Annotated in this window: 12 protein-coding genes; 6 read left to right on the top strand and 6 right to left on the bottom strand. The window is 66.3% G+C overall.

Annotation, left to right across the window (positions count from 1 at the left end; genetic code table 11):
• The 5 genes from AC5P8J_RS03745 to AC5P8J_RS03725 form a co-directional block, all read right to left on the bottom strand.
• Complete coding sequence (locus tag AC5P8J_RS03745) at nucleotides 1-1,329, bottom strand: acetylglutamate kinase (RefSeq protein ID WP_021204188.1); 1,329 nt, start codon at nucleotides 1,327-1,329, stop codon at nucleotides 1-3.
• Nucleotides 1,330-1,354: 25 nt separating this feature from the next.
• Nucleotides 1,355-2,443, bottom strand: a complete 1,089-nt coding sequence (locus AC5P8J_RS03740) for an acetylornithine deacetylase (protein WP_111097865.1) — start codon at nucleotides 2,441-2,443, stop codon at nucleotides 1,355-1,357.
• Between the two features lie 148 nt (nucleotides 2,444-2,591).
• Complete coding sequence (locus tag AC5P8J_RS03735) at nucleotides 2,592-3,785, bottom strand: argininosuccinate synthase (RefSeq protein WP_495216615.1); 1,194 nt, start codon at nucleotides 3,783-3,785, stop codon at nucleotides 2,592-2,594.
• Nucleotides 3,786-3,847: 62 nt separating this feature from the next.
• On the bottom strand, nucleotides 3,848-4,858 hold the full coding sequence (locus tag AC5P8J_RS03730) for an N-acetylornithine carbamoyltransferase (protein ID WP_019660502.1): 1,011 nt from the start codon (nucleotides 4,856-4,858) through the stop codon (nucleotides 3,848-3,850).
• Nucleotides 4,859-5,178: 320 nt separating this feature from the next.
• Complete coding sequence (locus tag AC5P8J_RS03725) at nucleotides 5,179-5,742, bottom strand: glycine zipper 2TM domain-containing protein (RefSeq protein WP_026347073.1); 564 nt, start codon at nucleotides 5,740-5,742, stop codon at nucleotides 5,179-5,181.
• 187 nt (nucleotides 5,743-5,929) lie between these two features.
• On the opposite strand from AC5P8J_RS03725, the gene cysS reads away from it, so the two are divergent.
• Genes cysS through AC5P8J_RS03710 form a run of 3 tightly spaced genes read left to right on the top strand, consistent with a single transcriptional unit; the run spans nucleotide 5,930 to nucleotide 9,060 of the window.
• Complete coding sequence (gene cysS, locus AC5P8J_RS03720; protein ID WP_021204184.1) at nucleotides 5,930-7,306, top strand: cysteine--tRNA ligase; 1,377 nt, start codon at nucleotides 5,930-5,932, stop codon at nucleotides 7,304-7,306.
• Nucleotides 7,307-7,363: 57 nt separating this feature from the next.
• Nucleotides 7,364-7,816, top strand: a complete 453-nt coding sequence (locus AC5P8J_RS03715) for a SufE family protein (RefSeq protein WP_021204183.1) — start codon at nucleotides 7,364-7,366, stop codon at nucleotides 7,814-7,816.
• A complete protein-coding gene (locus AC5P8J_RS03710) occupies nucleotides 7,813-9,060 on the top strand; it encodes an MFS transporter (protein WP_021204182.1) in 1,248 nt (415 codons plus the stop codon). The genes AC5P8J_RS03715 and AC5P8J_RS03710 overlap by 4 nt, the downstream gene beginning before the upstream one ends.
• Nucleotides 9,061-9,659: 599 nt before the next feature.
• Here AC5P8J_RS03710 and dksA read toward each other — a convergent pair.
• The gene (dksA, locus tag AC5P8J_RS03705) at nucleotides 9,660-10,886 is read right to left on the bottom strand and encodes an RNA polymerase-binding protein DksA (protein ID WP_111097866.1); all 1,227 of its coding nucleotides are present in this window, start codon (nucleotides 10,884-10,886) and stop codon (nucleotides 9,660-9,662) included.
• 271 nt (nucleotides 10,887-11,157) lie between these two features.
• Here dksA and yidD point away from each other — a divergent pair, with 271 nt between their 5' ends.
• From yidD to AC5P8J_RS03690, 3 genes are read left to right on the top strand one after another with little or no spacing between them, the layout of a single operon-like run.
• Nucleotides 11,158-11,412, top strand: a complete 255-nt coding sequence (gene yidD, locus AC5P8J_RS03700; protein WP_010486626.1) for a membrane protein insertion efficiency factor YidD — start codon at nucleotides 11,158-11,160, stop codon at nucleotides 11,410-11,412.
• A 1-nt stretch (nucleotide 11,413) separates the two neighbouring features.
• The gene (locus tag AC5P8J_RS03695; RefSeq protein WP_111097867.1) at nucleotides 11,414-12,760 is read left to right on the top strand and encodes a dihydroorotase; all 1,347 of its coding nucleotides are present in this window, start codon (nucleotides 11,414-11,416) and stop codon (nucleotides 12,758-12,760) included.
• Entirely contained in the window at nucleotides 12,760-13,608 is an 849-nt protein-coding gene (locus AC5P8J_RS03690) for a M23 family metallopeptidase (protein WP_164144710.1), read from the top strand. The genes AC5P8J_RS03695 and AC5P8J_RS03690 overlap by 1 nt, the downstream gene beginning before the upstream one ends.
• Nucleotides 13,609-13,633 lie beyond the last annotated feature (25 nt).

The raw sequence follows: 13,633 nt of genomic DNA, 5'->3' as shown, positions 1-13,633 counted from the left end.
TCAGCCCTGCAGGCTCGGGGTGCGCTGCGCGCAATGATCGACATAGGTCTTGATCCGGTCGATGCCATCGGCACCGAACCAGAATACCTTCCACTGATCCTGCTTGTAGCAGCCATCGGACTCGGCGTAGTAGAAGTGATTGATCGGGTTGCCATGGCGCGAGCGCCAGAACAGCTGCGGCGTTTCTTCCAGCATCACGTTCCAGACCGCACGGCCGAGGCCTTCGCCCTGTGCGTCGTCGAGCACGGCGAACTTGTCCAGGTACACGCCTTCGGCCTCGTCGGTGAGGATGACCGCGGTGCGGTAGTTCTCGCTGACGTAGGCGCGCAGCAGCCTGGTCTTCTGGAAATAGTCCGGCACCAGGGTGCGGCCGAAGCTGGATTCGATCAGGCCCTTCAGGCGCGGCAGGTCCAGTTCGTCCCAAGCGGTGGCGCGCAGCACTTTTTCGCCCTTGCGCACCAGCGTGCCCGAGCCCTTGTGGGTGAACAGTTCCTTGGCCAGGTCGGCCGGGCGGGTGATCGACACCGACGATTCCAGCGGCAGGCGATCGAGCAGATCCTTGATCTGTTCGATCTTCACCTTCATGCCGCCGTGGATCCACGGCTGCGCGATCAGGTGGTCGTACTCGGTGGACAGGTTGATCGAATCGATCACGTTGCCCGCCTCGTCCAGCAGGCCGCCGGTGCCGGTCAGGAAGATGATCTTGTACGGCTGCAGTTCCTGCACCAGCTCGTTGGCGGCGAAGTCGGCGTTGACGTTGAGGATCTGGCCACCGGCGGTTTCACCCAGGCTGGTGATGACCGGGATCGAGCCCGCACGCAGGCTGGCCTCGATCGGCGCCAGGTTGACCTTCTTCACCTCGCCGACCAGGCCGTAGGTATCCACGTCCAGGTACTCGGCCTCGAACACGCCACCGGTGATGGAGGTGGCGCGCGCGCCGTTCTGCTGCAGCGCCTCGACCAGGCGCAGGTTGGACTGCTGGAACACCCGGCGCACGATCGCCAGTGCTTCCGGCGAAGTCACGCGCAGGCCGTTCACGGTCTGCTTGTCGATGCCGGCCGCCGACAGCTCGGCATCCAGCTGCGGGCCGGCGCCGTGCAGCACGATCGGGGTCAGCCCGACTTCCTGCAGGAACGACAGCGAAGAGGTCAGCGCGTCGAGATCGTCGCGCAGCACCGCGCCGCCGACCTTGACCACGGCGAAGCGCTTGGCATCCAGCTGCGAAAAGCGCTTGAGGTACTGGCTGATCTCCTTCGCGCTGGCCATGCTGGAAAGCAGGCGCACGATGGTCTGGCGGGTCTGGCGGTGGGGCTGGAGGGCAGGAGACATTTCGGTTTCGTCGGAAAGGGAAGAATCAGGCGCCGGCGGCGATGATGCGGTGCACGGCGTCGGTGTAGCGCTGCAGCTGGTCCAGCGTCACGAACTCATCGGCGGTGTGGGCCTGGGCAATATCGCCCGGGCCAAACACCAGGGTGGTGTAACCGGCGGCGGAGAACAGCGAGGCCTCGGTCCAGAAGTCCACGGCGTTGCCGATCGGCAGCTCGAGCGCGTCGGCCACATCGCGCGCCAGCAGGCGGCGGTTCTCGGCTTCGGCGATGTCGCCGGCCGGCAGGCTGGGGCCACGGAAGGTCTCGGTGAATACCGCCGCTTCCGGCTCGGCGAACCCGGCGAAGGTGGCCAGCAACGCGTCGATGTTCATCGACGGCAGCGGCCGGAAACCGAAGCGCACTTCGGCAGCGGGCGCGATCATGTTGGCCTTGATCCCGCCTTCGACGCGGCCGATGTTGAAGCGCAGGCCCGTCAGCCCACCGAAGCGTGCCGACGCCAACGATTCCACATGGTCCAGCGCGCGGTTGCCCCAGCGCATCGCCTGGTGCAGCGCACTGGCAGCCGCATCCTGCTTGCCCGAGGCGTGCCCTGCACGACCGGCGAACTGCATCAGCACCGAGCTGATGCCGCGATGCGCCAGCACCGCTTCGCTCATGGTCGGCTCGGCCACCAGCACCGCTTCATACGGCAGGCCACGGGCCAGGAACGCGGCGATGCAGCGCGGATCGTTGGCTTCTTCATCGCTGGAGAACAGGAAGGCCGCGTCACCGTCGCTGGCATTGGCTGCGGCCACCAGTGCGGCGGCCGCGCCCTTGATGTCACACACGCCCAGACCGACCACGCGGTCGTCCAGGCGGCGCATCACGTGCGGGTCGGCGCTCCAGTGCGGCGAATCGGGCACGGTATCAAGATGTACGTTGAACAGGTACTTCGGCGTCCCGCGCACGGCGTACAGGCTGACCGCACCGGCGCCGTGGTCGATCACCTCGACGTTGAAGCCGGGCAGGTTCGCGCGCAGGTAATCGAAGATGCCACCGGTGGTGATCGCGCGCGGCGGGTTGCGGGTGTCGAAGGACACCAGGACCTGCAGGTGATCGAGCGTCTGTTCAAGCATGAAACAAAGATCCTGTGGAATTCCGCCGGGCATGGCCCGGCGCTACCGTGATGCGTCTGGTGGAGAGCCCCCTTCTTGTTGAAGGGGGCGCGCCAACGGCGCAGGGTTGAGGTGGAATGCGCGGGAGACGCGCGCGCAATTCAATCGCTCAGCGATTGACTTGCGCGTAAAGCGTCGAGCTCATACCGAACAGCTTGATGAAGCCTTCAGCCTCCTCCACGCCCCAGTCGGCCGACTGCGCGTAGGTGGCACCCTTGGTGTTGAGCAGGTGCGGCGACTTCACGGCCACCGCATCGACGCGGCCACCACGGGTTTCCAGCACCACTTCACCGTTGACCTTGGCCTGCGAGGACTTCAGGAAGGCTTCGATGTCGGTCTTCAGCGGGTCGTGGTAGAAGCCTTCGTACACCAGCTCCACCCACTTGCGTGCCACGTCCGGCTTGAAGCGGGTCTGCTGCTTGGTCAGCACCGCATCTTCCAGCGCGCGGTGTGCGGCCAGCAGCGAGACCAGGCCCGGGGCCTCGAACACGATGCGGCCCTTCAGGCCGATCACCGTGTCGCCGGTGTACACGCCGCGACCGACGCCGTACGGGGCGAACAGCTTGTTGAGCTGGGCCAGGATCTGGTCGCCCGGCAGCGCCTTGCCGTTCAGTTCAACCGCTTCGCCTTCAATGAACTTCAGGGTGACGGTCAGCGCTTGTTCCGGCCATTCGCTGCGCGGCGAGCACCAGCCACGCGCACCTTCGCCCGGGGTTTCCCAACGGTCGATCTCGCCACCGGACATGGTCACGCCCAGCAGGTTCTCGTTGATGGTGTAGGCCTGCTGCTTGGCGCGCACGCCGAAGCCGCGCTCTTCCAGGTATTTCTGCTCGTAGGCACGGGTCTGGGTGTGTTCCTTCTGGATCTCGCGGATCGGCGCGATGATCTGGTAGTCACCCAGCGCCTTCACGGCCAGGTCGAAGCGGACCTGGTCATTGCCCATGCCGGTGCAGCCGTGGGCGATGATGTTGGTGCCCAGTTCGGCGGCACGCTTCAGCGCGGCATCCACGATCAGGTAGCGGTCCGACACCAGCAGCGGGTACTGGCCCTGGTAGCCTTCGCCGGCCCACACGAACGGCTTGACGAAGCCTTCCCAGATCGCCGGGCCACCGTTCACAGTGACATGGCTGGTCACGCCCAGCTCGGCGGCACGCTTCTCGATGAAATCGCGCTCTTCATCATCCACGCCGCCGGTGTCGGCGAACACGGTGTGCACGTTGTAGCCACGCTCCTGCAGGTAGGGCACGCAGAAGCTGGTATCCAGGCCGCCGGAGAAGGCGAGAACGACGTCTTTATTGCTCATGGGGAGGGTATGTCCTGGTAGCGCCGGGCCGTGCCCGGCGGAAATGATTGAATCGGAAAAAATCAGCGCCCGGCAACCGCGGCCATGATCGCCTTCTGCACGTGCAGGCGGTTCTCGGCTTCGTTGATGGCGATGCACTGCGGCGAATCCATCACCGCATCGGTGGCCTTCACGTTGCGACGCAGCGGCAGGCAGTGGCTGAACACACCGTTGTTGGTCAGCGCCATCTTGCGTTCGTCGACGATGAAGTGCTTGAACTGGTCGCGGATCGGCTTTTCCGGTTCCCAGTTGCCGAAGAACGGCAGCGCTCCCCAGCTCTTGGCGTAAACCACGTCGGCGCCGGCGTAGGCGCTGTCGACATCATGGCTGATCTTCAGCGAACCACCGCTCTCGGCCACGTTCTGCTCGGCCCAGCCCATGTAGCGCTCGTCGAGGATGTAGTCGGCGGTCGGGCAAAGCAGTGTCACGTCCATGCCCATGCGGGTGGCGATGGTCAGCGCCGAGTTGGCCACGGCGGTGTTGAGCGGCTTGGGGTGGTAGGTCCAGGTCAGCACGTATTTCTTGCCACGCAGGTCCTGGGTGCCGAAGTGCTCCTGCAGCGCCATGATGTGGGCCAGCTCCTGGCACGGGTGGGTGATGGTCTCCATGTTGATGACCGGCACCGGCGAATACCTGGCGAAGCTGTTGAGGACGATGTCCTGGCGGTCGTACGCCCAGTCCTGGAACTTCGGGAACGCACGCACGGCGATGATGTCGCAGTAACGGCCCAGCACCTTGGCCACTTCCGCGATGTGTTCCTCGGTATCGCCGTCCATCACCGTGCCGAGGTTGAACTCGATCGGCCACGCATCCTTGCCCGGCTGCAGCACCACCGCATGGGCGCCGAGCTGGAACGCGCCCAGTTCGAAGCTGGTGCGGGTGCGCATGGACGGGTTGAAGAACACCAGCGCGATCGACTTGCCCTTGAGCTGGTCGCCGAGCTTGTTGCGCTTGAACAGCGCGGCCTGGGTCAGCAATGCGTCGAGATCGCTGCGGCTCCAGTCCTGGGTGTTCAGGAAGTGCTTGGGGGACATCTTCTTTCCTTGCGTGGCGGCGCCGGGTTCGACGCGGTGGAAGGGAAAACAGGAAGCAAAGGTGAAAACGAAAAGGTTGCAGTTGCAGCTTTCAGAACGCGGAAACGAAAAAACCCAGCCGGCGGGCTGGGTTTTTTTTCGGACGAACAGCAAAAAGCTCCGGTTACCCAGCGAGAATGTGGGGTTCCGGTCGACGCGCACGCGAGGTCATGCCCGACGCCTGTCGGGCTGCGCTGCTGTCGTGCTGGAAGTCGGTGAGCTTCATGGCCGAATATCTTTGCATGCGGCCGTGACCGGCGCAAGGGGCCGGGGTCGCAGAATCAGGGATTGCCGGCGGCGCCCTGCTCAGGACCGACCCAGGGGGTGATCGACACCCGGATCTTGAGCCGGTTGCCCGGGTCTTCCGGCAGCCGCGACCGATACTTGGTGCCCTTGTAGACGTAGTCCACGTCGTAGGCGATGGGCCGGCGGAATTCACGCCCCACCGGCACGATGCGGCAGTCACGGGTCAGCATCGGGCCATTGTTGGCAGGCGCCGGGGCCGGCGTTTCGGGGCCGGCCTCTTCGGAGGGCTCCTCGTCGCTGCGCTTGAATATCGAGCGCACCGAGTCCCAGAAACGGCTGATCCGGCCCTTGTCCTCGACCGGCTCCTCGCCGGTCACGTTGACCGGGGCCAGGGTGCGGGTCGACACCGGCTCGCAATGTTCCTCGGTACGGGTCGCGCGCAGGGTCTGGAATACCGGCTCGACGTTAAGTACCTGGGCGTAGTCGAACTTCACGTTCTCCACGATCACCACCCGGTTGCGGGGCTCGGCCTCCTGCGCCAGCACCACGGCGGGCAGCGCCGACAGGCAGGCCAGGGTCAGCAATGCGGTGGATTTCAGTGGCGACGGGAGCAAGGACACGGCGATAGTGTAGGCAGTGGCGAGCGCAAGGGGCTGAACATTACCCGTCCACGCCGCTCCTGCCCACCCCACCCTGGCTCCCTCCGGCGTCCACCGGTGGCAACCAGCGCCCCCAAAGGGAGCGACACGTTCTAAAATCACAGACTTGTCCCCCAGCCACAGCCCCATGACCCTGCGCCTGCACAACAACCTGACTCGCCAGCTCGAACCGTTCACCCCGCTCGACCCGGCCTGTCCGACCCTGTATGTGTGCGGCCCCACGGTCTACAACTACGTGCACATCGGCAACGCCCGTGGCCCGGTGGTGTTCGGGGTGCTGGCCGACCTGCTGCGGCGGCGTTTCGGCGCACTGCGCTACGCCCGCAACATCACCGACGTGGACGACAAGATCAACACCGCCGCGCGCGAGCAGGGGGTGCCGATCAGCACCATCACCGACAGGTTCGCCGCCGCCTACCGTGAAGACATGGCCGCGCTGGGCGTGGTGCCGCCTGACATCGAACCGGAAGTGACCGCGCACATGCCGCAGATCATCACCATGATCGAGCAGTTGATCGCCAGTGGTCATGCCTATGCCGCCGAAGGCCACGTGCTGTTTGCGGTGGCCAGCTTCGATGGCTACGGCAAGCTCTCCCGCCGCGACCCGGAAGAAATGCTGGCTGGCGCCCGCGTCGATGTCGCCCCCTACAAGCGTGATCCGGGCGATTTCGTGCTGTGGAAGCCATCCAGCGACGACCTGCCCGGCTGGGAATCGCCCTGGGGCCGTGGCCGCCCGGGCTGGCACATCGAATGCTCGGCGATGGCCGCCGCCCACCTGGGCGAGACCATCGACATCCATGCCGGCGGCGTCGACCTGCAGTTCCCGCACCATGAAAACGAGATCGCGCAGAGCGAATGCGCGCATGGCGGCAGGATCTTCGCCCGCTACTGGCTGCACAACGGCATGCTCAACTTCGGCGGCGCCAAGATGAGCAAGTCACTGGGCAACATCGAGCGCGTGCATGACCTGGTTCGCCAGCATCCGCCGGAGGCACTGCGCCTGGCCCTGCTGTCGGCCCACTACCGTCAACCGCTGGACTGGTCCGATGCGCTGATCGAACAGTCGGTGCGTACGCTGGACCGCCTGTACGGCACCCTGCGCGAACTGGCCTCGGTCGAGGCCAGCGCGGTGATTCCGGCCACGGTCGAAGCGACCCTCGACGACGACCTCAACACCCCGCAGGCGCTGGCCGAAGTGGCCCGCATCGCGGCCGAGGCGCGTCGTGCCACGGACCCGGCCGAACAGTCGCGCCTGAAGGCCGAGCTGCTCGGTGCCGGCCTGGCACTGGGCCTTCTGCAGGCCGATCCGGCGCAGTGGTTTGGTACCGCTGCGGGCGCTGACGGCGACGATGCCCGTATCCAGGGCCTGATCGACGAGCGCGCTGCGGCCAAGAAGGCGCGCGACTTCGCCCGTTCCGATGCCATCCGCGACCAGTTGGCCGCCGAAGGCATCGTGCTGGAAGACACCCCGCAGGGCGTGCGCTGGTCGCGCAAGCGCGGCTGACCTGCTGCCCTGCCCCGTGGCCGGCCCGCCGGCCATGCCCCCACTGTAGAGACTGTTGTGACCGACTCCCCGTTCCCGCTTGAACCCACCGCCGCCGAGGCCCAGACCGCCATCGCCGAGGAATTCGGCTTCTTCGGCGACTGGTCCGAGCGCTACCAGTACCTGATCGACCTCGGCCGCAAGCTGCCGGCCTTCCCGGAAGAATGGAAGACCGAAGAGCATCGCCTGCTCGGCTGCCAGTCGATGGTCTGGATCGTGCCGGAAGGCAATGCGCAGTCGCTGCGCTTCCATGCCATCAGTGATTCGGCCATCGTCTCCGGCCTGATCTTCCTGGCGCTGCGCGTGTACTCCGGGCGCTCGGCGCGGGAGATCCTGGACACCGAACCGAGCTATATCCAGGACATCGGCCTGGCCCGCCACCTGTCTCCGACCCGCAGCAATGGTGTGGCTGCGATGCTGGCCTTCATCCGCGAGACCGCGCAGACCCAGCTGCAGCGCGATCCGTCGTGAACGAGCCTGCCACAGCCGAGGACACCGCGCTGGGCCTGCTGTCCCGGCCCGGCTTCGCCAAGCTGCTGGCCTACCGCATCTTCGCGATGCTGTCCTACCAGGTGGTGGCAGTCACCGTCGGCTGGCACATCTACGAAGTCACCCGCAATCCGTTCTCGCTGGGCCTGATCGGCCTGGCCGAGGTGCTGCCGTTCTTTTGCGTGGCGCCATTCGCCGGCTACCTGGTCGACCATCTGCCGCGGCGTCGGTTGGGCATGGCGGCCTGTTCCGGGCTGATCGCCACCGCGCTGGTACTGACCAGCGTGGCCAAGGGCTGGCTGCCGTTTGAAGACGTGTGGCCCATCTATGCAGCCATCGCCCTGACCGGCATGGTCCGCGCCTTCCTGTCACCTATCTACAACGCACTGTTCGCCCGCGTGCTGGCCCGCGATCAGTTCGCGCGCGGCGCAGGCCTCGGCGCGGTGGTGTTCCAGGCCGGCATGGTCGCCGGCCCGGCGCTGGGCGGCGTGCTGGTCGGCTTCGGCGGCAAGGGCCTCTCCTACGCGGTGGCTACGGCCTTTGCGCTGGTGGCGATGGCCTGCCTGGCTACATTGAAGGTGGAAGAACCGGTGCACACCGGTCCGGCCGCGCCGATCTTCAAGAGCATCGCCGAAGGCGCGCGCTTCGTGGTCGGCAACCGGATCATGGTCGGGGCGATGGCGCTGGACATGTTCTCGGTGCTGCTGGGCGGCGTGGTGGCGATGCTGCCGGCCTTCCTGCACGAGATCCTGCACCACGGTCCGGAAGGCCTGGGCATCCTGCGCGCGATGCCGGCGCTCGGCTCGGTGTGCGTGGGCCTGTGGCTGGCCCGCCACCCGCTGCACCGCAATGCCGGCCGCGTGTTGCTGTTCGCGGTGGCCGGTTTCGGCCTGTGCGTGATCGGCTTCGGCCTGTCGCAGCACTTCTGGCTGTCAGCGCTGATCCTGCTGTTCTACGGGGCCTTCGATGGCATCTCGGTGGTGATCCGATCGACCATCCTGCAGTTGGCCACGCCGGAAGAGATGCGCGGCCGGGTGTCGTCGATCAACGGCATCTTCATCAGTTCGTCCAACGAGCTGGGCGCGTTCTATGCAGGCACGATGGCGAAGCTGCTCGGCCTGGTGCCGGCCGTGGTGCTGGGTGGGTTTGCGGTGCTGAGCGTGGCCGGGATCACCGCGTGGAAGAACCCGACGCTGCGGAAACTGAATTTGCGTGATCTGCAGTAGCGTCGGCTCGTCGTTTCCGCGACAGCCGCTTTACGTGCGCCGACGCATTGGTAGCGCCGGGCCATGCCCGGCAGCCCTTTTCCGCGACCGCGGCGGGGTGTCACTTTCTTTTCGCGAAAAGAAAGTAACCAAAGAAACGCTCCGCCATCCGCGAGCCGGCGCTGCGCGCCGGTGCCCTGTGCTCCTCGGTGAATCAGGGGACGGCGCGGAGAGCCAGCCGACTAGCAGTCGGCTCTACAGGATAGAGCGGCCTCTTCGCCCTTGATTCCCCTGCGGTGCTCGGCTCGCTACAAGGCGGACTCAACAGCCGCGAGCGCACGCATGACCGCTCTTGTCGGCCTGAGCCGAGCGTGGGCTCGGCTCTACATCGGCCGCGCACGCAGGAAACCGTCGAGAGCCTGCGGGTGGGTCCGGGCAGGACCGTCCGCGGCATGGATGCCGCGGCCGAGCTTACAGGGATGTACTTGCAGCGTGTCCTGCCCGGACCCACCCGCAGGCTCCCTCTGATACGCGGAAGGCGCCGTTCTACTCAGCCAACCACCCCAACAAAAAACCCGGCCGAGGCCGGGTTTTTCGCATGACCACACAACGAGCAGGAATCAGTCGCCCTGCTGCTTCTGCAGGTGCTCCCAACGCTCCTGGGCGTCGATGGTGCGTTCAGCCGTGAGGCGCGCTTCGAGGCGCTCCAGGCCGATTTCTTCACCGGTGTCGACGCAGTAACCGTAGTCGCCCGCTTCCAGGCGCTTCAGGGTGCTGTCGATCTTGCCGATCAGCTTGCGGTAGCGGTCGCGGGTACGCAGTTCCAGCGAGTTCTCGGTCTCGCGGGTCGCGCGCTCGGCTTCATCGCCGATGTCACGCACTTCCTCACGAAGATTCTCGATGGTCTGCTTGGACTCTTCCACCAGGTCCGCGCGCCAGTTCTGCAGACGCTGACGGAAATACTCCTGCTGCAGCGGGCTCATGTATTCCTCTTCCGAGGACGGCTTGTAGCCAGCCGGCAGGATCGGGCGGCCGGTGGCCTCGTCGGTCTTGTATTCGACCACCTTGTACTTGCTGCGCGGGGCCGGTGCTGCCGAGCGGGCGGCGACGGCCACGGCAACCTTGCCGACAGGGCGCGACACGGTCTTCGGGGCGGAATCGGATTTCACGGCGGTTTTGGCAGGCGATTTCGAAACGGGCACGGGATTCTTGGATTGCGGGGCCTTCGAAGCGGCAGGAGCGGCGGCCGGGGCCGGCTTGGAGGCCGGTTGGGCTGCTGCCACTGCCACGGTCTTGGCCGGGACAGGCTTGGCCGGAGCCGGCTTGGCAGCAGGCTTCGGTGCGGACTTCACTACTGGGGCCGGGGCCGGCTTTACGGCCGGTGCGGCAACATTCTTGGCACCCTTCTTTACAGCGGCAGGCGTGGCGACCGGCTTGGCCGCAGCGACCTTCTTTGCTACGGGCTTGGCGACCGGCTTGGCTGCAGCCTTCTTCACCACCGCCTTCGGCGCCGGCTTGGCGGCGGCCTTCTTGGCCACCGGCTTGGCGGCAGCTTTCTTCACCGGCGCAGCCTTGCTGACGGTCTTCTTCACCGGCGCCTTCTTGCTGGCAGCGGCTGGCTTGGCCTTGGCGGGCGCAGCGGCCTTCTTCGCCACCGGCTTGGTTGCCTTGACCGGCGTTTTCTTTGCGGTGGCCTTCCTGGCCGCCGGTTGCGAGGACGCTGCCTTGGTCGCCGGCTTGCTGGCCGGCTTCTTGGCAACGGGCTTTGCCGCCAACTTCTTCACAACAGGCTTGGCGGTTTTCTTGGCGGCCGTTGCGGCCTTCTTTGCAGTTTTTTTAGCAGCCACGAAACGCTCTTCCTTGGATTCCCCGGGGCCCGGGAAAGCGGGCCTTTATAGCCTACCCGACCCGCAGCAGCAACCTCGGCACCCTGCCCCATTCAGTCCTGGAGCCAAGGCGCCCAATGGGCAGTCCGACGAACACGGACCGCCTTGCGCGGTACGGAACCTGGCCAGCACCCGAAGGTGCTGGTACCGGTCGCAGGCCATCGGCGACATGCGACCAACGGCCCATCCTGCACAAATGCGGCCTTCATGCCAACTGGCATAAGATGACTGGGTGATCTCGCGCCTGCTCATTGCCCTGCTGCGCTTCTACAAGCGCTTCATCAGCCCCCTGCTGGGGCCACGCTGCCGTTTCGTGCCGAGCTGTTCTGAATACGCGATGGAAGCCATCTCGCGGCACGGCCCGCTGCGCGGCAGCTGGCTGGCTGCGCGCCGGCTGGGCCGCTGCCACCCGTTCCACCCCGGCGGCTTCGACCCGGTGCCCGAATCCAACCACGCCCCCTCTTGCCGTTGCACAGGAAAACACTGACATGTCCTCCACGCTCATCACCAACGCCCGGATGGTCAACGAAGGCCGCACCTTCGACGGCGACCTGCGCATCGAGAACGGCCGCATCGCGCAGATCGGCAATGGGCTGGCGCCGCGCGACGGCGAGCAGGTGGTGGACGCGGCCGGGCGCTGGCTGCTTCCCGGCATGATCGATGACCAGGTGCACTTCCGCGAACCGGGCCTGACCCACAAGGGCGACATCGCCAGCGAATCGGCGGCGGCCGTGGCCGGTGGCCTGACCAGCTTCATGGACATGCCCAACACCAACCCGCCGACGCTGGATTCAACCATCCTGGAAGCCAAGTACGAGCTCGCGCGCGGCCGCGCCTGGGCCAACTACGGCTTCTACCATGGCGCCAGCAATGACAACCTCGAAGCGATCCGTGCGCTGGACCCGAAGAAGGCCCCGGGCGTGAAGGTGTTCATGGGCGCCTCTACCGGCAACATGCTGGTGGACAACCCGGAAACGCTGGATGCGATCTTCCGCGAATGCCCGACCCCGATCATCACGCACTGCGAAGACACGCCGATGATCGATGCCAACCTGAAGGCCTTCCAGGAAAAGTACGGCGACGCGCTGACCCCGGACATGCATCCGGATATCCGTTCGCGCGAGGCCTGCATCAAGTCGACCCGCCTGGCGATGTCGCTGGCGCGCAAGCACGGCACCCGCCTGCATGTGCTGCACATCTCCACCGCCGACGAGCTGGCGCTGTTCGAGAAGGGCCCGCTGATCCGCGCCGATGGCAGCCGCAAGCAGATCACCGCCGAAACCTGCGTGCACTTCCTGCACTTCGCGCGCCCGGACTACGCGACCAAGGGCAACCTGATCAAGTGCAACCCGGCGATCAAGGAAGTGTCCGACCGCGAGGCAATCACCGCTGCACTGGCCGATGACGTGCTGGACGTGCTGGCCACCGACCACGCGCCGCACACCTGGGAGGAGAAGCAGAAGCCCTACGCGCAGGCGCCGTCGGGCCTGCCGCTGGTGCAGTACGCGCTGGTGGCCGCGCTGGAGCGGGTGCACGAAGGCAAGCTGACCCGCGAGCAGGTGGTGCAGAAATTCGCACATGCGCCGGCGCAGCTGTTCGACGTGGAAGAACGCGGCTTCCTGCGCGAAGGCTACTTTGCCGACCTGGTGCTGGTGGAGGACGTGCCGTTCACCGTCAAGCGCGAGGACGTGCTGTCCAAGTGCGGCTGGTCGCCGTTTGAAGGCACCACTTTCCGCTCGCGCATCGCCTCCACCTGGGTCAACGGCCAGCTGGTGTGGGACGGCAGCAAGCTGGTGGGCGAACCCGCCGGCCAGCGCATGACCTACGACCGCTGATGCGTTCGGCACTTCTGTTCGGAGCGCTGCTGCTGGCCGCGCCCCTGTTCACCGCACCGTCGGCGCAGGCACAGGACGGCATCGGCAGCCTGATCGACAGCCGCGTGGTGTTCCCGGCCAGTGCGTCACAGGGCGCGCTGGTGATCGGCAAGGTGCCCGCTGGCAGCCGCGTGCAGTACGCCGGCCGCCAGCTGCGGGTGAGCGGCTATGGCAGCGTCGTGTTCGGCATCGGCCGCGACGAGAAGGGTCCGCTGCACGTGCAGGTGCAACGCCCCGATGGTGGCAGCGAGACCGCAACCATCGCGGTGACGCCGCGCGACTGGCCCACCGAGCGCGTCAACGGGGTGCCACCGAAGACGGTGAATCCGCCGGCGGCGATTGCCGAGCGGATCAAGCGCGAACAGGCGCAGGTAACCGCTGCACGTTCGCGCGACGACGACCGTACCGACTTCACCCAGACCTTCATCTGGCCGGTCCAGGGCCGCATCAGCGGCCGCTTCGGCAATGCGAGGGTGTACAACGGCCAGCCCGGTGCCGGTCATTCCGGCATGGACATCGCGGTGCCGACCGGCACGCCGGTAAAGGCACCGGCCGCCGGCATCGTCACCTTCGCCGGCCCCGACCTGTACCTGACCGGTGGCACGCTGCTGCTCGACCACGGTTTCGGGGTCAGCTCCAACTTCCTGCACCTGTCGCGCATCGACGTAAAAGTCGGCGACCGTGTGGAGCAGGGCCAGGTGATCGCTGCCGTCGGCGCCACCGGCCGTGCCACCGGCCCGCACCTGCACTGGGGCATGAACTGGTTCGAGACCCGTATCGACCCGCTGCTGGTGCTGGAGCGCAAATAACGCCCATCGCCCGGTGCAGCGGTGA

This window comes from Stenotrophomonas sp. YJH_SMC_37 (genome assembly GCF_059370035.1).
This window is presented reverse-complemented; position numbering and strand designations above follow the sequence as displayed.